17 protein-coding genes are annotated in these 19,823 nt (G+C 61.5%); 8 read left to right on the plus strand and 9 right to left on the minus strand.

From position 1 onward, the window contains the following. Nucleotide 1: 1 nt before the first annotated feature. The 6 genes from IEW24_RS22415 to IEW24_RS22440 all read left to right on the plus strand — a co-directional run bounded on the left by IEW24_RS22415 (nucleotide 2) and on the right by IEW24_RS22440 (nucleotide 7,159). Complete coding sequence (locus tag IEW24_RS22415; RefSeq protein ID WP_188582863.1) at nucleotides 2-1,114, plus strand: glycosyltransferase family 4 protein; 1,113 nt, start codon at nucleotides 2-4, stop codon at nucleotides 1,112-1,114. Next, on the plus strand, nucleotides 1,098-2,684 hold the full coding sequence (locus tag IEW24_RS22420; protein WP_188582865.1) for a glycosyltransferase family 4 protein: 1,587 nt from the start codon (nucleotides 1,098-1,100) through the stop codon (nucleotides 2,682-2,684). Before IEW24_RS22415 ends, IEW24_RS22420 begins: the two co-directional genes overlap by 17 nt. Then, on the plus strand, nucleotides 2,684-3,886 hold the full coding sequence (locus IEW24_RS22425; RefSeq protein WP_188582867.1) for a glycosyltransferase: 1,203 nt from the start codon (nucleotides 2,684-2,686) through the stop codon (nucleotides 3,884-3,886). The genes IEW24_RS22420 and IEW24_RS22425 overlap by 1 nt, the downstream gene beginning before the upstream one ends. Further along, nucleotides 3,883-5,073, plus strand: coding sequence for a tetratricopeptide repeat protein (locus tag IEW24_RS22430; RefSeq protein WP_188582868.1), 1,191 nt, complete (start codon nucleotides 3,883-3,885; stop codon nucleotides 5,071-5,073). The genes IEW24_RS22425 and IEW24_RS22430 overlap by 4 nt, the downstream gene beginning before the upstream one ends. A 122-nt stretch (nucleotides 5,074-5,195) precedes the next feature. After that, entirely contained in the window at nucleotides 5,196-6,179 is a 984-nt protein-coding gene (gene gmd / locus IEW24_RS22435; RefSeq protein WP_188582870.1) for a GDP-mannose 4,6-dehydratase, read from the plus strand. A gap of 14 nt (nucleotides 6,180-6,193) precedes the next feature. Then, complete coding sequence (locus IEW24_RS22440; RefSeq protein ID WP_188582872.1) at nucleotides 6,194-7,159, plus strand: GDP-mannose 4,6-dehydratase; 966 nt, start codon at nucleotides 6,194-6,196, stop codon at nucleotides 7,157-7,159. 138 nt (nucleotides 7,160-7,297) lie between these two features. On the opposite strand, the gene IEW24_RS22445 is transcribed toward IEW24_RS22440, so the two are convergent. From IEW24_RS22445 to IEW24_RS22460, 4 genes are all read right to left on the minus strand, one after another. Next, nucleotides 7,298-8,245, minus strand: coding sequence for a class I SAM-dependent methyltransferase (locus IEW24_RS22445; protein WP_244644611.1), 948 nt, complete (start codon nucleotides 8,243-8,245; stop codon nucleotides 7,298-7,300). 339 nt (nucleotides 8,246-8,584) lie between these two features. Next, entirely contained in the window at nucleotides 8,585-9,493 is a 909-nt protein-coding gene (locus IEW24_RS22450) for an FkbM family methyltransferase (protein ID WP_188582873.1), read from the minus strand. Between the two features lie 65 nt (nucleotides 9,494-9,558). Next, nucleotides 9,559-10,242: a CDP-alcohol phosphatidyltransferase family protein gene (locus IEW24_RS22455; RefSeq protein ID WP_188582876.1), complete on the minus strand. Its 684-nt coding sequence runs from the start codon at nucleotides 10,240-10,242 to the stop codon at nucleotides 9,559-9,561. A 132-nt stretch (nucleotides 10,243-10,374) separates the two neighbouring features. Continuing rightward, nucleotides 10,375-11,793 carry a glycosyltransferase gene (locus IEW24_RS22460; RefSeq protein WP_188582878.1) on the minus strand — a complete coding sequence of 473 codons (1,419 nt, stop codon included), beginning with the start codon at nucleotides 11,791-11,793 and terminating at the stop codon, nucleotides 10,375-10,377. Nucleotides 11,794-12,291: 498 nt separating this feature from the next. Between IEW24_RS22460 and IEW24_RS22465 the strand changes: the two genes are divergently transcribed. Both IEW24_RS22465 and IEW24_RS22470 read left to right on the plus strand, forming a co-directional pair. Next, nucleotides 12,292-13,617, plus strand: coding sequence for a glycosyltransferase family 4 protein (locus IEW24_RS22465; RefSeq protein ID WP_244644612.1), 1,326 nt, complete (start codon nucleotides 12,292-12,294; stop codon nucleotides 13,615-13,617). 95 nt (nucleotides 13,618-13,712) lie between these two features. Further along, nucleotides 13,713-14,729, plus strand: coding sequence for a class I SAM-dependent methyltransferase (locus IEW24_RS22470; RefSeq protein ID WP_188582880.1), 1,017 nt, complete (start codon nucleotides 13,713-13,715; stop codon nucleotides 14,727-14,729). On the opposite strand, the gene IEW24_RS22475 is transcribed toward IEW24_RS22470, so the two are convergent. From IEW24_RS22475 to IEW24_RS22495, 5 genes are read right to left on the minus strand one after another with little or no spacing between them, the layout of a single operon-like run. After that, nucleotides 14,710-15,768, minus strand: coding sequence for a hypothetical protein (locus IEW24_RS22475; RefSeq protein ID WP_188582882.1), 1,059 nt, complete (start codon nucleotides 15,766-15,768; stop codon nucleotides 14,710-14,712). The genes IEW24_RS22470 and IEW24_RS22475 overlap by 20 nt on opposite strands. A gap of 39 nt (nucleotides 15,769-15,807) precedes the next feature. Continuing rightward, a complete protein-coding gene (locus IEW24_RS22480) occupies nucleotides 15,808-16,524 on the minus strand; it encodes an ABC transporter ATP-binding protein (RefSeq protein WP_244644613.1) in 717 nt (238 codons plus the stop codon). Continuing rightward, nucleotides 16,521-17,765: a KpsE/RkpR family capsule polysaccharide export protein gene (locus IEW24_RS22485; RefSeq protein WP_188582884.1), complete on the minus strand. Its 1,245-nt coding sequence runs from the start codon at nucleotides 17,763-17,765 to the stop codon at nucleotides 16,521-16,523. Before IEW24_RS22485 ends, IEW24_RS22480 begins: the two co-directional genes overlap by 4 nt. Next, nucleotides 17,762-18,598, minus strand: a complete 837-nt coding sequence (locus IEW24_RS22490) for an ABC transporter permease (RefSeq protein ID WP_188582885.1) — start codon at nucleotides 18,596-18,598, stop codon at nucleotides 17,762-17,764. Before IEW24_RS22490 ends, IEW24_RS22485 begins: the two co-directional genes overlap by 4 nt. Continuing rightward, nucleotides 18,595-19,800 (minus strand): KpsE/RkpR family capsule polysaccharide export protein, encoded by a 1,206-nt coding sequence (locus IEW24_RS22495; RefSeq protein WP_188582887.1) that lies wholly within the window; start codon nucleotides 19,798-19,800, stop codon nucleotides 18,595-18,597. The genes IEW24_RS22490 and IEW24_RS22495 overlap by 4 nt, the downstream gene beginning before the upstream one ends. Nucleotides 19,801-19,823: the final 23 nt, after the last annotated feature.

A 19,823-nucleotide genomic window follows, 5' to 3' on the forward strand; every position in this document is an offset into this window, starting at 1 on the left:
AATGTCACGCGTCTTTCACTATTCGCCAGCAATACCGGTGCGCGACGCAATTGGATTTTCGACAAGATCGCTGTATTCCGCGATGTTGTCGGCTGGGCTGGAGACTTATCTGGTCTGTGATCAGGACTCGATCAGTTCTGCGCCTATATTTACGCTGAATGTAGAGCAGATGCTCGCTCTCCGTCCTGGTTCGCAGGATCTTATTATTTTCCATCATTCATTCCTCGATCAAAATGTCGATCGTATTCTTTCTTTGCCCTGCAAAAAAGTAATCGTTTATCATAACATAACGCCGGGGCATTTTTTCCGCGATGCTGGCCTGGGCTGGCTGGCCGATGCGTGCGATGAGGGCCGTCAACGGCTTGGAAGCATGTCGGCCATGTTTGACCGCGTGGTGGGTGATTCCGAATTCAATGTTTCCGAGCTTGAGGCCCGCGGGTATCCGCGTGGTCATGTCATTCCGGTCTTCTACGACGATCTCTTTTTTCGGCGCCCCTTTGACGATGCCGAGGCCGAGTTGAGATCGTTCAACGGAAGCTGCATCAACATGGCGTTCATAGGGCGCTTTGTTCCGAATAAAAGGCCCGATAACCTCATCAGAATTGCCGCGCTTGTCGGGAAAATGTCGGGGCGCAAAACCAAGCTGCGTTTGTTCGGCAAATTGTGGGATCGAACCTATTTCCGCACGCTGTGGCGCTTGGTTGAAGATCTTGGCCTTGAAGATGCTGTTTCGTTTGAGCTTAACGTCCCGCGCGAAGGGCTGAAGAGCGCATTGAGCTCATCGGACGCTTTTGTATCGGCAAGTGAGCATGAAGGCTTCATGGTCCCGTTGGTCGAGGCGTTCGCGACCGGATGCCCGGTTGTCGCCTTGGCTTCTTCTGCCGTTGTGGGGACTTGCGGGAGCGCCGGACTGCTGGTGACTGAGCCTGACCTGGAGCAAATGGCTGCGCGCATTGTATGCATCGCCGAGAATCCTGATCTGAAGCGCTCCCTCATGCGCGTGCAGGCGCAGCGCTCGGAGGATTTCTCATCCTTGAAAACATTGAACAAATGGAACTCGTTGCTTGGCGAGTTTCTCCCAACATCCTTGGTGAAGCATGAAAATCGCGTTTGATGGCGGCTGTTTTCAACAGGGGATACTCGGTGGAATTTACCAGGTCGCATGCGGTTTTCTAAATGCTGCGCGAGCCATGGATCCGGCGTTCGATGCCCTTCTTGTCTGTGACTCAAGGCTGGGGACGGTCCGAGCCGAAGCCATGGCCGGGCTGACCTGGACCCCTGAGGTCATATATGCGCCCGTCTCGCAGTCGTACGATCCGCCAGAGCCGTGGCCGACGGTCAGGGACCCCGAGGTTCGCCTGTTCATTGACGGGGCAATCGTAGCGGCTGAGATCGATGAGGCGGTGATAACGTATCGTGGCCCCACGCCGGAGCGTGCGTTCGTGGTGCTGAGCCGGGCGGCGGTTGATCCCGCCGGTACGGATGGTCGCAAGCGGGGCATTCGCCTGAAGACCGTCACGATTGAATCGGCCACGCGGACCAGCCGGGTGGCGGGTACGGACAGGCGTCTGCAATCCGGTTTCCTCTCCGGTGCCGGCCGGGGGTGGACCGACGGTGCGGGCTTTATTCCGCTCGAGGTCTTCGCCGGTCACACGGGGGATGTCACCCTCACGATCGTTTACGAGGCGCTCAGTGGTTACGCCTTGGATCCAGGTCCCGGTGCAAATATGCTGGTGCACTTGCGCCGGCTGCGTCTCTCCGCCGAACGGCACGCACTTGTTTCCGATCTGGCGTTGCGCCTCAAAGAAGCCGGCTGCCATGCCTATATGGCCAACCATTTCACACCGTTGATCATGCCTGAAATGGTAAATGTGGCGTGGGGGTACGATATGATTCCCGTGCTGTTCCCGCACTATTTCAATCCCGACGCCCGCATTAATTTCCAGAACAACATCAAAGTCTTTTCCGCTGCGGATCGCATCTATGCGATTTCCGACTGCACCCGTGCGGACATGATCGAGCATGGGAAGCTCGAGCCCGATCAGGTGATCTCATCCGGCATATCGGTATCTCCCGGCATATCTGCGCGGAGCAGCGCCGAGGTGGACGAGGTTATCGTGCCGTTGGGCTTGCGCCGCAAAGGCTACATCATCGCTGTTGCCACGGTCGAACCGCGGAAAAATCACCTGCGACTGCTGAGAGCTTATCGGCAAATGCGGTCGCAGATGGCTGATTGTCCGGATCTCGTCATCGTCGGTAAAATGGGGTGGGGCTTTGATCGAGTCTTGTCCTACCGGCACGAGAACGGCATGGAGGATTGTGTAAAAGTACTTTCCGATCGTACGGAACATGAACTGTCCTGCCTCTATAGTGGGGCGTTGTTCAGCGCTTACGTCAGTGTTTACGAAGGTTTCGGGTTGCCGATACTGGAGTCGATGGTGTGCGGATGTCCGGTCTTGACCTCGGATCGGTCCAGTATGGTGGAAGTCGCAGGCGGCGCTGCAAGGTTGGTTGATCCCTATGACGTGCAGTCAATCGCTCTGGCTCTACAGGAGATGAGCCAGAACGCCGAACTTCGGGGCGATTTGATCGCTCTTTCCCGAGCACGGACCCATAGTTATTCATGGCAGAGATCGGCGGGAATCATCGTTGATGATCTCAGAATGCTAGCGGATCAGAGCTGATGCGCATCGCGGTATTCAGCACTTACGATATTTCACCTGCGGAGAACGGTGGAGAGACCCGTCTCGTCAACATATATTCTCGGCTCTCTCGGACCGAGGACATTCGTGTTCTGTCCTACGATATCCGGATGTCAGGCGGCTTGCGAAAGACGGCCCTGACTCCCAGCCTCCAGAATATTGTGGCGGGAATTTCGGACCGGGATCGCCGTCGTTATCAAGATAGCGCTGACAGCGTCGAGCTATATACGCATGACGTTATGTGTATTCAGACTTACGCTTTCACTGCGGAATTTCTGAATGAAGTTGATGATGCGATGAGTTGGGCCGACGTGGTGGTCCTTACTCACCCGTACATGGCTGACCTCGTGCTGCCTAAAAGAAGGCGAAATCAGCTTGTCATCTACGAAGCCCATAATGTGGATCGCCGTGTCAAGGCGGCATATTTCAAGGACGCGCGCGACCGTGTCCTGGGCAGTAGCTTCGTGGCAGAAACGGGCCGCTGCGAAGCGCGCTTGGTCCGTGAGGCGGATCTTATCCTTGTCGTCAGCGAAGACGACCTGAATGGTTTCATCAATGATTACGACGCGGACCCCGTAAAGCTCCATGTGATTCCAAACGGTGTGACGGTTGGCGCGTTTGATGCCATCCTTAAGGATGCGCGTCTTGCTTTCCGCGAGGCGGCCGGTCTTGTGGATGTCGACGTGGGCGTATTTCTGGGCAGCGCGTACGGCCCCAACATTGAAGCTTACCGCCTCGCACGGCAGTGGCTCAGCGACGGTGGCTTTTCCGGGGATATGCTCATCATCGGCCGGATCGCCGAAGCCTATAACGGGTCGTGGCCGAAAGTCGGCTTCCGGGAGCACTGGCTGGGATTCGTGACCGATGTGGCCAAACGACTCTATGTCTCCTCGGCCGATTTCGCGGTCCAGATCATGACCTCTGGCGGAGGCACAAATCTCAAGCTATTCGACTACATGGCGTCCGGTGTGCCGATCATCTCGAACTCCTTCGGAGCGCGGGGCGTGCGTGAGAATGATTGGTTCATAAAAGTTGAATCTGCCGCCGATATGAGAGACGTCCTCGCCCAGCGAGAATGGAGCCGTGAGAGCGCAAAAAAAGCAGCTGACACGGCATATCATATCGTGTCGCGGGACTTCGACTGGGATCAGATCGTGGCCAAATATCGGACCTTGCTCGGATGATGAGTAGTTTTTTCGAGCTGATCTCGTCGCGTGGCCGTAGGGCAGGGCAACTCCTTCTTGAGGCCGATCGGGCCCGAGACGCCCAACAGTGGCAGGACGCTTCGAAGGCATATGCCAAATATCTCTCCCTTCGGCCTGAGGCGTGGGCTATCCGGGTACAGTTGGGTCACGCCCTGAAGGAAAGCGGAGATTTCGAGGCCGCGGAGAATGCCTATAGCGCCGCTGCGACTGCCGCCCCTTTCAACGCCGACGTGTTGCTGCATCTGGCGCATGCGAAGCGCAGGGCCGGCCGGTGGAACGAAGCCGAGTTGTTGCTGCGCAATGCTGCGGCATCGCTGGCATCGCAGCCGGGCGGTGAAGAGCAGGCGCGTCTGAAAAGTGCTGTTGAGGCAGCGCTGGCCTCACATCACCGAGATCGGGGTGACCTGTCGCGCGATCGAGGTGATTGGGCCGACGCCGCGCGTGCATATCAGGCCCACCTGCTGGCATATCCGGAGGATCACGAAATATGGATCCAACTGGGAAATATGGCCCGCGAAGACGGCATGGTGGATCTTGCGCAGCATGCCTACGGCAGGGCGCTGGCGTTCGACGCGAGCCAGGCAGAGGCGGGTGTGCAGCTCGCCAAGATCGGGATCGGTTCCGCTCCGCGGGGTCGAACAAGGCAGGGCGTACAGCAGGAAAGCGTTGTTGGAGATGCCGGGGCGGCAGCGAGTGCGCCGCTGCCGGAGGCCGATGCGCCTCTACATATCGGTCTCGTGCCGGACGAGGTCCTCCTTACCGCCCCGCCTCTCCCGGCACCGTTGTCTTGCGAGCTGACTGAGGCCAAGGGCGATGCAGTGCTGGATCTCCTTCTGGCGGCTCAGACGGCGCGAGACCGGAGGGATTGGCCTCAGGCTTGCGCCTTGTACGAAACCTACGTCGCACGTAGTCCGGCGGACGCTAACGCCTGGGGCGAATACGCTCTGGTGCTGCTCGAGGTCGACCGCTTCAAGGATGCGTACGATGCATTGGTGCGTGCCGAGCCTGCTGGCGATCACCCCACGGCACGAGTCAGTGAGAAGGTAGGACTGCTGCGCCGTCTCGGTTATACGGCCGAAGCCGAACGTGTTGCGTTGAAATTTGCGATGCGTTACGGCCTAAGTCCTGCGCTGGCAGACCAAATGACCGGCGGCCGTCCGAAATGAGACATTTAATTTGACGCATTTGCGACCGGTGAGATGAAACTCCAGTTGGCGCTCCGCAGTAGTTGACGTCACCGTGATCTACGCTATGTCGGCACACCCGTTGGGAGCGGCTTAGAGGTAAAATGGCTAAACGCGCGTTGATTACCGGCATCACCGGACAGGATGGTGCCTATCTCTCGCAGTACCTGTTGGAGCAGGGATACGAGGTCTTTGGCGTCGTGCGCCGCTCCTCCCATTTCGGGGTGGCTGATCACCGTTTGCGCTGGCTTGGCGTCGACAAGAGCGTCCAGCTCCTCGATGGCAACCTTTCGGATCTGTCCAGCCTCATCCGGCTTATGGAGCAGGTGAAGCCGGACGAGGTCTACAACCTCGCCGCCCAGTCCTTCGTCGCCTCCTCCTGGCAGCAGCCTGTCCTCACCGCCAACATCACCGGCGTGGGTGTGACGAACGTGCTGGAAGCGGTGCGCCTCGTGGCGCCCACGGCACGCTTCTATCAGGCCTCCTCCTCGGAGATGTATGGCAAGATCCAGGAAGCGGCGCAGAGCGAGACCACGCCCTTCTACCCCCGCTCGCCCTATGCCGTGGCCAAGCTCTACGGCCACTGGATCACGGTGAACTATCGCGAGAGCTTCGGCCTCCACGCCTCGTCCGGCATCCTGTTCAACCATGAGAGCCCTCTGCGGGGGATCGAGTTCGTGACACGTAAGGTCACGGATGGCGTCGCGCGCATCAAGCTGGGCCTCGAGAAGGAACTGCGTCTCGGCAATATCGACGCCAAGCGCGACTGGGGCCATGCGAAGGACTATGTCCGCGCCATGTGGCTGATGCTCCAGCAGGACGTCGCGGACGATTATGTCGTCGCCACGGGTACCACCACGACAGTGCGCGACATGTGCCGCATCGCCTTCGCGCATGTGGGCCTTGAGATGGAGGGGCATCTGGTGATCGACCCCGCCTTCTTCCGGCCGGCCGAGGTGGACGTGCTGCTGGGCAATCCAGCCAAGGCCAAGGCCAAGCTGGGCTGGGTGCCGGAGATCTCACTGGAGACGATGATCCGTGAGATGGTGGATGCGGATCTGACGCGCCTCACCCGCCTATCAAGCTGAGCGGAGACCGGGATATGGCGCACGTGCCGACCTTGCTCCTGGCCGGGGGGAACGGGTTTGTGGGCGGGTACATGGCGCCCGCGTTGCGTGCCGCCTTTCCCGAACATCGGCTTGTGATGCTGAGCCGGGATGAAGGGCCGGCAGAAGACGGCTGGTCGCTCGAGAGGGCTGACCTGTTGGAGCCTGAAAGCGTCGAGGCGCTTGTCGAGCGGGTGCGGCCGGATATCGTTGTTCACTTGGCGGCGCAATCCTCCATCATGGAGGCGACGCGGGCGGCCGAGCTGACGTGGCGGGTTAATTTCGGCGGCACGTTTGCTCTCGCGTCGGCGGTGGCGCGGTATGCGCCGGGCGGGCTTTTTCTGTTCTCGTCGTCAGCGGAGGTCTATGGCGCCAGCTTCGTGCAGGGAACGGCGAAGGAAGACACGCCGCCACAGCCCGGCAACGCTTATGCCGCCTCCAAGCTGGCCGCCGAGCATGCATTGGCGCAGGTGCTGCCCGAAGACACCCGCCTGATCATCGCGCGTGCCTTCAATCACACGGGCCCCGGGCAGGACGAGCGCTTCGTCCTGCCGACGTTCGCGGCTCAGATTGCGCGGATTGAAGCCGGGCAGATGCCGCCTGTGGTGCGGGTGGGCGATCTTTCGGCACAGCGGGACTTCCTGCATGTAGCGGATGTTGTGCGCGCCTATATCGGCCTCTTGACCCATCCGGATCTGGCGCGCCGCACGCTGGTCAATGTGGCGTCCGGTAGCGGCCATCGCATTGGCGACCTGCTGGAGCAGCTGTGTGGATTGTCGCGCGCAGCTATCACCGTGGAGCAGGATCCGGCCAGAATGCGACCGTCGGGGGTGCCGGTGGCAATCGGTGATCCGGCGAAGCTACGGAAGATGACCGGCTGGCATCCAGAGCATGCGATCGACGGTATCCTGTCGGAGCTGCTGGACTGGTGGCGGGTCCGCGTGAGACAGCCTGGCGCCTGAAGCGGGGGGCAGGCCGGCTCCCTTTATTTTCGACTTTACTCTTCAACGCGAGATGTATTCTGACGCGTCATCTTTGCTGGCATTCCCCCGGCCTTCATCAAGCGAAGAGATCGCGTGTTGAAGACCGGGGGGCAACACTTAAACTCCTCTGCGGATGACCAGGCCAGCCGAAGTTGAGGCAAACGCACCAAGCTTTATCTTGAGGTGCGGCGAAGATAGATAGGGCGGCGTATCGACGTAGCCGTCGATCACAAGGCTATCGGGAGCTACACGAAAAGGCTCCACAGTATGCCCTCGATCCTCAAGCTCTCGAATTAGATCTTCAATATCGCGCAGACGATAAAGTACAGTTGGTCCAGATTCCAACGTGTCTACGTTTGAACTCAGATTGAATTCAGTCGTGTGGACGGCGATGCCGCCGATTTTAAGAGTTTTCTCGACGCTGTTGATGATAAAATCCATGCCGGCTCGCAAACCGCCCAAATGCTCCAAGCAGCACGACGACCAGCAAAAATCATAGTCGATAAACTCATCGGCGATCGCATTCATATCGCATTCTCGCCATTCGACGAGGCGCTCAAACTCCGGCCGACTTAGCGCGCAATTCGGCATCGCAGCCAAGCCTTGCGCGAATTCCCCGCTGCTCGTCCAACCGGCACCCTGGGCTATCGCCAAAGGCGCATCTGTGGCCGTGACCGAGGCGCCCAACGCGGCGAAGGCTGCAGGCAGAGTTTCCTGTCCGACCCCGAAAACCAGCCCCTTCTTACCCGGCTGGACTGCACCGGACGCGACAAGGTGGTGGGTAATGAAAACCCACTCCCAAATCTTCCGATGAAAACGTTCATCGACATGAATTTGCTTACAAATTTCCGAAAAGGTGCGATGAAAAAAATCACGAGACGAACAGGTGGAGTGCTCCATAAAGCCTGCGTCGGATTTGACTCTATAAATATCCGGAGATGGTATGAAAATGTTAGTGAGCCAAGGTTTTTGCTGAACGATGAAGTCCAGAATTCTCGGCTTGAGAGCTTCGAAGAGGCTGTCGAGGTTTTCCTGCGTAAGAGGCTGCCCCGCGAAATCTGTCATATTCCCCTCGCCAATGTTTCAGATGTTAGTATGTTCAGGGATGCAAGAAGGCAAAAGGACGCCATGTCATCGTGCTGGACACCCCTCTGCTTTGCATCAATCCCTGCTCTGCAGGCGGCTGTTGCGGAGTGAGTAGATATGGCTCACTGCAAGCCTTAAATCCGACGCCATGCCCAAAGCCGATTAGCTGAGCATGGAAATCACTGTGCAGTAGCCCAAACGCAGGACGGTGACTGCTCCGTCCAAGAAGGCGGATGGTCATGACGTCCTGCGCGAATGTGGCCGGTTGGCCTCCGATTGACGACAAGCCCTGTGTTCGTGGCTTGCCGTTGAGTGGGATTAGCTCTCCGTCTTTGCAAAACGGGGATTGCGCCACACCTGCGTGCCGTCGAACTGCGTCATCGCTTCAAGGCTGGCTGCGCCAGGCACAAAAGTGAAGCGTGTGGGCTTCTCATTCTCGAGAAGCCATCCGGCGCTATTGAACAGATCGAGTAAATCGCCATCGATCTTGCGCGAATGTGTGCCGACGACCACCCAGCGCGCCCGCTCGGAAAGGCGGTCTATCGCTGATCGGCAAATATCAAATTCCATGCCCTGCACGTCGATATGGATGAGATTCCATTCATCGCGTGCGAGAAGCAGGCGGTTAAGCGCAATTATTTCCACATCCAGATAGTCCGAGTGCTGACCGCCGGTATAGTCAGTTCCGTCTTCGGTTTGCGGCCTAAGCCCCCATACGTCAGCGCTATTATCGACCTTGGGCCAACGCGCCTTGCCATCTTCCGAGCCGACGGCCGCCTGCAGGAGCTGATGTTCGGCGGGATCGAAACCGTTGTCCCGATAATGATCCTGCATAGTGCGAAAATGCCCGGGATCCCCCTCGACGGCGAGCGCGAAGATATCGGTGATGCCGCGATTTCGGGCAGCGACGGCCGTGGCCACTGACCACGTGCCATAGCCTGCTCCGAGTTCCATAACCGCGAAGCGCTGGTTGGCGTTCCGCACAGCCTTGAGGGTGCCGATCCACTCGACCGCTTCCGAATGGAAGTCGGCCGGAATGGGCAAGCCGCATACGCTGTTGCCGTGCATCTGCGCTGCGGCGTTGTACACAGACGTGTTGCGCGTCCGCACGCCGATGAATTCCTTGATGAATCCGTGCTCCGGCAACTGATCAGGTACGGCGAACTCCCTGATGATATTGAGTTCTTCGTTGCTGTAACCAGGGTACATCTGGAGTTCGATGGACATTCGCGTTCCCGAAGGTTCGGAGGGGCGGTTGTATCGGCGTGTTCTATTTAAAGCGGAGTGAATTTCTATTCATTCTGCTGACGTAGAATTGCCGCTTCTTTCATTACAGAAAGCGTGAACATTATCGACAGAATGACAAACGTGCCCATGAGCACGCCATCGCACCAACTCATGGTCTGGCCGAAGAAGGTGAAGCTCGGCGTGCCGACGACCAGGATGGTCATGTTCATGACCAGTATGCCAATGCGCACCTCGGTGGGCCCGAACCCCATGACAGCCAGATGGAATTCGCGACGCACCACATTGCGCACGAACACATAGATCGATACCATATGGTATCCGGTTAGGGCAAGCAATGCCGTATCGAGGCGGGCGAACGGGGACAGGCCAATGCCGCCGGCAATCAGCAGATTGCCCACCACGTCCACATTCTGGTCGAGGAAATAGCCATAGCGGGGGCGGGCGATGTCACGCACGCGCGCCACGGTTCCATCAAGGGAATCGCCGAACCAGTGGATCAGCAGGCCGAGATTGGCGAGCCAGATGAAACTGATGGAGATGTGGCAGCCCAGATAGCCCAGCATAACCAGCAAGGCACCGAACATGCCGAAGCCGGTCAGGCGATCGGGAGTCACCCAGAGCGGCAGACGTTCGGCGATCCAGCGCAGGACACGGCGTTCCGGTTCGGCCAGGAAGCTTTCGTGAAATCGTTCGAACAGGCTCTCGGCCGGAGGGGTCACGACTGCCATGTCTCCAGTGTGTTGGGCCGGCGCGCGTCAATGCGCGCTCTCGGTCCCATGGTCGCGGGACATGCCATGCGGGCGAGACAAACCCGGATGGCTGCCGCGGGCAAGCCGTGTGCGATGCTGTTCACGGCGGTGTCAGACCGGGTCGGCCGATGAGTTTCCGGCGCGGGCAACCGCGGGAATGCCGGCATCGTCCTGGGTATCGGCCATGGGCCGCCGGGGGCGTGCCTTGATGTTGCTTGCGGCCAGTTCAGCCTGCCGCTTGGCGGAGCACTCGGACAGGAAGCGCTCGATGGCAGTGAAATAGGCCTCGCGCTCGTCCATGGCGTCCTGCATCGGCCGGGGCTGAGCCCTGGGGCGTTCGCCGTTCGTCCAGTGCCGGATGGCGGCATCCCAGGCGCGGGCATCCTGCGCGGGCAGCAGCAGGGCCTGATTGTCCACCACTTCCCGATGGGCCGGGATGTCGGACGCCATCACCGGGACGCCGAGGCGGGCGGCCTCGATCAGCGGCAGGCCGAAGCCTTCCGCGTGCGAGGGCATGAGCAGGCCGAGCGCGCCGGCAAGCAGGCGCTTCAGCGAGGGGCTCGACAGGCCGGAGACCACGTGCACCCGGCGGCGCAGGCTGGGACTGTCGTGCAACTGGCCGAGAATCTCTCCGCTGCGCCATGCGGGCGAGCCGATGATGACGAGGTGCGGCGCGTCTTCGCCCATGTCGGCGGTGAGCCCGCGCCAGACGTCCAGCAGCAGCGCATGATTCTTGCGGGGCTCGATGGCGCCGCAGATGACGAAATATTTGGTCCCCGCCAGCTCGGGATCCGGGTCACACGGCGTGTGAAACACGCGCGGCACGGGGAGCGGCTGGGCCAGCGTCATGATGTCGGTGCGGCCGAAGCGGGCGAGCGCATCGGTGACGGTGCGCTGGGCCGATTCGGTTGTGACCAGCAGGCCGGCGGCATGGCGCGCCGTGGAGGCCACCATGGTGGCATGGTGCCGGGCGGAGGAGCGCGAGACATAGTGCGGCGTGTCGAGCGGGATCACGTCGTGCAGCATGAAGACCGGCGTGACGTCGGGCCGCTTGTCGAGCCAGCGCAGGAAGAAGGGCATGGCAAGGCTGATGTGGCCGACGTTCACATAGACGGCGCGGTCCGGAACATGGGTGGCGGTGGAGCCGCCCAAGGTGAAGCCGGTGGCGCCCAGCATGGAGCCCATGCGCTTGACCCGCTGCCAATTGGAGAAGCGCGGGGGCAGGACCATGTCGGTATCGAGCGCGTTGCCGCCCTTCAGCTCCTCGACGAGGCCATGCCAGAGGGCGTCATCCTCGATGCTGCGCCGTTCCGCCCAGAGGCGCTGCAGCCGGACGAGGCCGCGCCGCACCAGATGCGGGCTGAAGACGCGCATGCCCCAGGCGGTGGGCATCACGCCCACGCAGGGTTGCGCGGTGTGGCGGAACAGGCGGGCGGCGAGGGCGAAATCCACGCGGTCGATCCCGCGCGGAGTACGGCTGAGCGGGCCGTAAAAGAGGCGCGTCACATCATACGCGATGGGAACGGTCACCTGTGAGCTCCGACACCGACACAGCGATCTTTCATGCACCCACCTTGGCTGAGCCAGGACGTCCGAGAAATAGAATTCGCTCGATCGCTCATGCGCCAGATGCACGCATGTGCCTTATTGGCAGCATCGGGGGGCAAGGGCAACCATTTCACTCCCAGTAAGGGCGAATTTCTTCTGCGTCGCTGGGGAAGCTCAGCCTGAGCGCACGCACGTACCGTTGATGAAGAATCTACATAGACTGTTATCAAAATACCCGGATAAGGCGGGCCTGACTTAAAGGCGTGTTCCGCTCGGATGGAGGCCGCAGTCCGATCAAGGCAGATCTTCTCCTTTGCAGAGGGGAAGGCCTGATCGCCGATCAGCCTGCTTCACCCTGATCGAAACAGGCTCCGCAGGCGGGAATTGCCCTTGGCCGGCGCGCAGAGTTGCCTCGCGGCCATTTTCATGGCGTCTTCCGCGTCCCTTCCCCCGCCGCGCTTTCCCCGAAGGACCCTGACCATGAACCCGGCCCGGCCGACTTCCATCATGATCGACGGCTACAATCTCGGCCTGGAGAAGGGGACGGGCGTCGCAACTTATGCGCGCAACCTGAGCTATGCGTGCCGGGATCTCGGGGCGCGGACGGAGATCCTCTACGGCGCCCCCTTCGGCCCCGGACGCTCCGATTTCCTGCGTGAGATTTCCTTCTTCGATCCGTTCCAGCCGCAGACGGCGTGGGACATCGCCCTGCGCGAGGCAGGACGTCTCGTGCCGCGTCCGTTCGGGGCGCGCGCCTTCGAGGTGCCGGTCACAGGCAGCGTCATCATCGAAAGCCAGAAATCGCGGCTGCCGTATTTCAACCGGATCTGGAACGCCACCGACCTGTTCGGCGCGGCGACGACGCAGTTCGCCATCACCAACGGCTTCATGCGCGTGCGGAACCTGCCGCCCGTGGACATCATGCACTGGACCTATCCGCTGCCGCTGACGCTGCCGGGGGCGAAGAACATCTACACGCTGCACGACCTCGTGCCGCTGCGCCTGCCCTACACTACGCTCGACCACAAGGGGCGCTACCTGCGCCTGTCGCAGAAGCTGGTGCAGCAGGCGGACCATATCGTCACAGTCTCGGAGACCTCGCGGCAGGACATCATCGACCTTCTGGGCTGCCCGCCGGAGAAGGTGACGAACACCTATCAGGCGGCGGAAATCCCGGCCAAATACCTGAATCGCTCCGAGGACGAGGTGCGGGCCGACATCGAGGGCGCATTCGGCCTGCCCTACAAGGGCTATTTCCTCTTCTTCGGCGCCATCGAGCCGAAGAAGAATGTGGGCCGGCTGATCGAGGCCTATCTGGGCACGCAGCTCGACACGCCGCTGGTGCTGCTTGGCACTTCCGCCTGGAAGTCGAAGGAGGAGCTGCGCCTCCTCAAGGACAATGCCCAGCAGTATGTGGAGCAGGTCGGCACGCGCACCTTCACCCGCGAGCGGGTGCGGCGATTGGAATATGCGCCCTTCTCCCTGCTCACCAGCGTCATCCGGGGCGCGAAGGCGACCGTGTTCCCTTCGCTCTACGAGGGCTTCGGCCTGCCGATCCTGGAGAGCATGCTGCTCGGTACCCCGGTGATCACTTCCAATCTCGGAGCCACCAAAGAGATCGCCGGGGATGCGGCGCTGCTGGTGGACCCCTATGACACGGGCAGCATCGCCCGCGCGCTGCGGGAGATCGACGACAACGAGACGCTGCGGGCAGATCTTGCCGCCCGCGGCCGGGTGCGGGCAGAGTTCTTTTCCATGGCCCGTTATGCGGAACGCATCGGTGCGCTGTATGAGGGGCTGGCGTGAGGGGAATGAAGACCTTCATAAGCCGTGCCTGGTCAGGGAAACGGGCCGCCGCAGCCAAGGGCAGCCGAGACGATTTTGGTGTTGGAGTTGGTGTGATGGACCATAATGAGTTGATGGCGCTGCTGCGGCTGACCAACGAAAGCGCGCAGCCCAACATCAATGCCCTCAGCTTCCGCCTGCGCAACCTCGATGCCATGGCGCTCAATCTCAAATTCTTCGGCTATGAGCTTGCCAAGGCGCTGGCCGCCGGCCTTCCGCATCGCCCCGATCTCGCACCGGCTCCCGTGGGCTTGAAGAGCAAGCCCTCGACCCAGGCGGACATGGAGAGCGACTGGGCCGCCTATTGGTGCGGGCAGCTCAACATCCCCGTGGTCTTCCATCGGAAGATATGGGAGTTCGCCTTCATGCTGCAGGCGCTGTGGGAGCGCGATCTGCTGAAGGAAGGCATGCGGGGCGTCGGCTTCGGGTGCGGCACCGAACCCATTCCGAGCTATCTCGCCTCGCGTGGGATCGACGTCACCGTGACCGACCTCGCCCCCGACGAGTCTGCGGGGCGCGGATGGTCGAACACCAACCAGCACACCGCCACTCTTGAGCATGCCTTCAAGAGCGATCTTGTCAGCCGTGAGCTGTTCGACCGCCATGTCCGGCTTGCCTATGTGGACATGAACGATATTCCGCCGGCCCTGCGGGACTATGATTTCTGCTGGTCCATCTGCGCGCTGGAGCACCTGGGTTCCATCGCCAAGGGGCTGGATTTCATCCAGAACTCACTGGATACGCTGAAGCCGGGCGGCGTTGCCGTTCACACCACCGAGTTCAATTTCCTGAACGATCAGGAAACCATCGACAACTGGCCCACGGTGCTGTTCCAGCGCCAGCACTTCCAGAGCATCGCGGAACGGCTGCGGATGCTCGGCCACGACGTGGCGGAGCTGGATTTCGCGATCGGCAACAAGCCGCTGGACCGCTTCATCGACGTCCCGCCGTGGGAGCACGACATGACGGACTATGTGCGGTCGAACTGGGGCGACGGCCACGTCCACCTGAAGCTGAGCATCGACGGATTTCCCAGCACCTGCTTCGGCCTGATCATTCGGAAGCGCGCCTGACGGAGGTCTCTTCGTCGGCCAGTACCACGGCGGATCTCACGTCCAGCAGTCCCTCGATGGCGCCCTCCCGCATGATGATGCGCAGCTGGATGGGCTCGCGGGGATCGCGCACGTCGAAATGCGCGGATAGCTGGAAGCGCCCCTGGACCGGGACGGCGAAATGCTCCAGGGCGATGACTTCGCCGTGGAAGATGTCGATGTCGAAATGGTTGCCCGAGAAATTCTCGCGGACCTCGATCTCCAGCGACACGGTCCATGATCCCATCGGCAGATTGAGATAGGGCCCGTAGCAGATGCAGCGGGCCGGCCCGAGCATTTCGATCGTGCCCAGCAGGATGTCGTTGGGCGGGTCGCCGGCAATGAACATTTCCTGCGGCCAGTCTATCTGCTCCAGCCTGCGCCCGGCCATGATCGGCTTGAGGCCGGCATTGACGGCGCGGATGACGTCCGCGTCCGGCCGGGACAGACCTTCGAGCGCCCGCTCGCTGGGGCGGGCATGCGGCCAGCGGGCCAGCAGCACCTCTTCGAGTGGCGAATCCAGCGTGAAGTCGCCGTCGAGATCCGCGCGCCGCATGATCGCCGCCAGCTGATGGTCGGAAATGTCCATCTGGAACTGGAGGGCGATGGCGCGGAAGAACTCGCCCAGCGTCAGCTCATATTCGCGGCGCAGGACCAGTAGATTGTCGCTGGCGATGAGGTCGCCGATGGCGATCAGGCACTGGTGGGTCAGGCGCACGGCCCAGGTCCACGCCATCCCGCGCTCGCGCACCACATATCCCGTGATGTCGTTCGGGCTTTCGAGAAAGGCGACGGACGGCGCCTGGAGCTTCATGAAGACCTCGACGAGCGCCCGTTCGGGGCAGTCGGCGAAGAAGAAGACGTGCGGTTGGCGGCGGTTGGCCCAGGCTTCCTTGAGCTGGGCCAGTTCGCCGGCCACCATGTAGTCGACCTCGCTCAGCATCTCGTCGGTGAGCTGGCGCATCAGGAAGACGCAGCACTGGGTAAAGCCCGAGGGCGGGCCGAAGGTGGTGATCAGCATGACCGGCCGGCTCCGGCAGGGCGGCCATCCGCCTGTTCGTCAGATGGTCTCATAGATGCGCAGGGCCAGTTCCAGATCCTCGAACACCCGTCCGCGTCCGTTCTTCAGCACCAGCGCCTTCTTGCAGTAATTGCGGATGATGTGCATGTCGTGGCTGACGAGGATCATGGCGCAATGGGCGCGTTTGACGAACATTTCGTCGTGGCATTTGCGCTGGAAGCGCTGGTCGCCCACCGAGATCATTTCGTCCACGAGGAAGCAGTCGAAGTCCACCGCCAGCGACAGGCCGAACATGAGACGGCTGCGCATGCCGGTCGAATAGGTCTTCACCGGCAGGCTCAGCAGCCGCCCCAGTTCCGCGAAATCATCGACGCGTGCCACGGCCTCGGTCTCGTCCACGCCATAGAGGCGCGCGATGAAGCGCACATTGTCGAGGCCGCTCATATTCACATCGAAGCCACCGGCGAACGCGATGGGCCACGACATGGACATGCCAAAGCTCATGGTGCCGTGGGTGGGATGCTCCACCCCGCCGATGATCTTCATGAGCGTGGATTTGCCGGCCCCGTTGCGGCCGAGGACGGCGATCTTCTCGCCTCTGCCGACGTCGAAGCTGATGCGATCCAGAACACGGCGCACCCCGATCGGGGTGTGATACTCCTTCACGATGCCATCGAGCCGGATGACGCCGTCCGTGATCGGCGGCACCAGGGGGGCTGGAAGCGCATGGTCGGGGCGTACCAGCACGTCCGTCACGCCTGATGTTCCATCGTATTGGAGATGATGCTGCGGGCGATCCAGTAGATGCAGAAGGCAAGAAAGGCGACGACGAGAATGCCCTGCATCCGCTTGGGCTGATCCGCCTGGTCCGGCAGGCTGGGTTCCGTGATCTTCTGCAGATAGATCCGCTGCGACTGGGCTTCCTGCCGGGCGCTTTCCAGAGAGGCCGTCGCAACCGCCATCGCACGGGCCGCGAGTTCGCGCTCGATGACCAGCAGTTCGTAGCCCTGCAACTTCGAGGCGATGGAATTCGCACCGCCCACCACATTCTTCTGCTGCTTCTGCATCTCCGCGCGATAGGCGACGATGCGTTCACGCAGCGGCGCGATGGCGGGGCTTTCCGGCGCCATGGCCATCTGCTGGGAGAGGGAGGCTTCCAGACGGGCGATCTCGGTGGTCATCCTGCCCAGGATGGCCAGAGAGGCGGTGGATTCCTTTTCCGGATCGACCACGAGCTGCGTGTTGCGATACGTGGCGAGGCGGGTTTCCACGTCGCTCAGGCGGACCTGCGCGTCCTTGACCATGGCCTCGGAGAACTTCACCGCATCCTCGTTGGAGCGCAGGTTCAGCTTATTCACGAATTGTTCGGCCGTCTGGATCAGGGCAGCGGCGAGAACCTCGGCATCCTCGGGACGATATGCGCGCGCGACCAGGGTCGAGATTCCGGTGGCGCCGTCGGTTTCAACGGAGACCAGACGCTTGTAGGCGCGGAAGAACTGGTCTTCGTTCTCCTTGCCGAAAAAGCTCGGGTAGCGGTTGAACATGTCGGCTTCGGAGCGCTGCATGATGTCCCGCAGGCCTGCGGTCTTGGCCAGCGCGGCCGCGGCGTCGCGGGAAATCATGTATTCCGAGACGGCATATGTCTCATCCGCCGCCCGCGCCATGCTCTCGCTCTGGATCATGGACGACAGGCTGGCACCGGTGCTGCGCGCGGACGAGCGCACCAGAAACTTGGCTTCGGAGAGATAGACGTCCGAGGCGATCAACCCGAAATAGACAATGGCCGAGAGCACAGGCAGCGCGAAGAGCACCGCAAACAGCCCGTAGCGACGCCAGAGCGGCTTCGCGTGCGGATCTTCCCCGACCTGCGGGCCATCCGCGGGCTGTTGGGCCTGGATGGGAACCAGCTCGATGCGACGCCGCGCCGGAAGCTGCAGCGGCTGCTGATCGGCGATCCGGGCCTCGGGGCGGGTGGTGCCGGTGGCGGTCTCGTTCATGACAGGTGCACGCGTTTTGCGGCCGCCCGTACCAGGGCGAGGCCGAGCGCCATGTTCAGCGTGCATACGATCAGCATGTATCCAATGTCGAACTGCGCGTGAACGGAGGGGCCGAAGAGCCCGCCGCGGAACATCTCGAAGGGCGCGACGAGCGGCGACCAGGCCAGAACCTTCTGGGCCTTCTCGGGCATCCAGGAGAGCATGTAGAAGGCGCCCGTCGCCGGAATGGTGATGTACATCATCGGCGGAATGAAACGGCCGACAGCCTCACTCAATTCCGCCAGGCCCGCGATACACATGCCGAAACCGAAGCCGAGCCAGGCGATGAAGAACCAGCCGCTGATCAGCAGCAGCGGATCGTGGATCGCGGGTATCACATCGGCCAGATAGAGCGGGATGTAGGCAATGAAGAACGCCGCGAGGCCACCGAGAACCTCCAGCACCACCTGTCCGCTCAGGATGTCCACCATGCGCACGTTGCGGTGAAACATGAGGCCGGCATTCTGGGCGATGGCGTGCCCCATGTGCATGACGATGTGACGCCAGGTCGTCAGCATGGTGTAGCCGGTCAGCACGAAGGGGACGAGGCCGATGCCGTGGCCATGGTCCATGCCGGCCATCGACCACATGATCATGACGGACACAGTCATGAGCAGCGGTTCGCCCATGATCCAGAAAAAGCCGAGGTTCTCGTGCCCGTAGCGCGAGAGCGCGCCGCGCAGCATGAGCGCGACCTGCACGCGGAGCTGGACTTTCAGCGCCTCCGGAAAGGAGCGCCTGCCTTCGACGGGGGGCAGCTCCGCGAAGCGCAGGGCGCGATCGAGAAGCCTCATTGGCTATGCTCCCCATAGCCGACGGTGAGGATCCAGATGACCGCGAAAATGGCGAAGCCAAAGACCAGAATGGTCATGACCGATCGAAAGCGGCGCGGTTCCGTGGATTCGTCCGGCAGGTTGGGCCTGACCACCTCTTCCACGTAAATGTGCTGGCGGCGCGCCTCCTGGCGCGCGACGTCGAGCGCATTCATGGCCGAGGTCAGGCTCTTGTCCGCGAGGTCACGGCGCAGGGCGAGCTGCTCGTAGGTGGCGATCTTGCTGGCGAGGGAATCGTCGCCGCCGGCCATCTTGGAGCGCTCCACCCGCACCCGCTCCTCCAGCGCCGCGATCTTGGCCCGCAGGCCGGGGATGGCCGGGCTGTTGGGAGAGGACGTCTGCGTTTCCTTCAGCTCCGCCTGGGCGAAGGAGAGGTCGGTGGTCAGGCTGCCGATGGTTTCGATCAGCGACAGGCTGGATTTGGACGGATCGACGATGATCTCCTTGTTGCGGAAGGAGGTGAGCGCGGCCTGTGCCTGTATTGTCGTGTCCATGGCGAGGCTCACCTCGCGCTGGGCCGATCCCATGGCATCATGCTGGGCGCGTTCGTTCATCCGGTTGACCATGCCTTCCGCCAGCGTCACCAGTGTCTTCGCCAGCAGCAGCGAATCCTCGGGGCGGAAGGTGATCACCTGTAGTTCCAGAATGCCTTTCGTGCTGTCCTCCAGCACCGAGACATGGCTGATGAAATAGTCGTAGAGCGACTCGTTGGTGTCGCGGCGCCAGAAATAGGGATAGCTGGACCACCAGTCGGCTTCGGGGCGCTGGAATATGGCCTTCACGTCGACGCCGGCGTCGATCACGCCCTGCAGCGCGTCCCGCGATTCAAGATATTGCTGGACCACGTTGGCATCATCCACGGCCTTGGCGATGCCGAAGGTGCGGAACAGCATGTCCAGCCCGGTGACGCGCTGGGTGGAGACGCTGCGGACGATGAACTTCACTTCCGACGTATAGCGCGGAGCCGCCAGCAGCCCGTAAAAGAGCGTCGCGATGATGGTCGGCGCGAGCACCAGCACCACGAACAAAATGCGGGTGAGATTCTTGCGGAAATTGAGCGCGGTGACATAGGCCTCCGCGGCGCGGCCGAGCCCCGGTGGCGGCTTGGCGCCGGACAGGAGATTGCTCACGATGGCCGGCAGGGATCGGTCAGTCACGCTCATCCTTCACCCTGTCTCCAACGCCC

The sequence above is a fragment of the Azorhizobium oxalatiphilum genome (genome assembly GCF_014635325.1).
Classification (GTDB): Bacteria; Pseudomonadota; Alphaproteobacteria; order Rhizobiales; family Xanthobacteraceae; genus Azorhizobium; species Azorhizobium oxalatiphilum.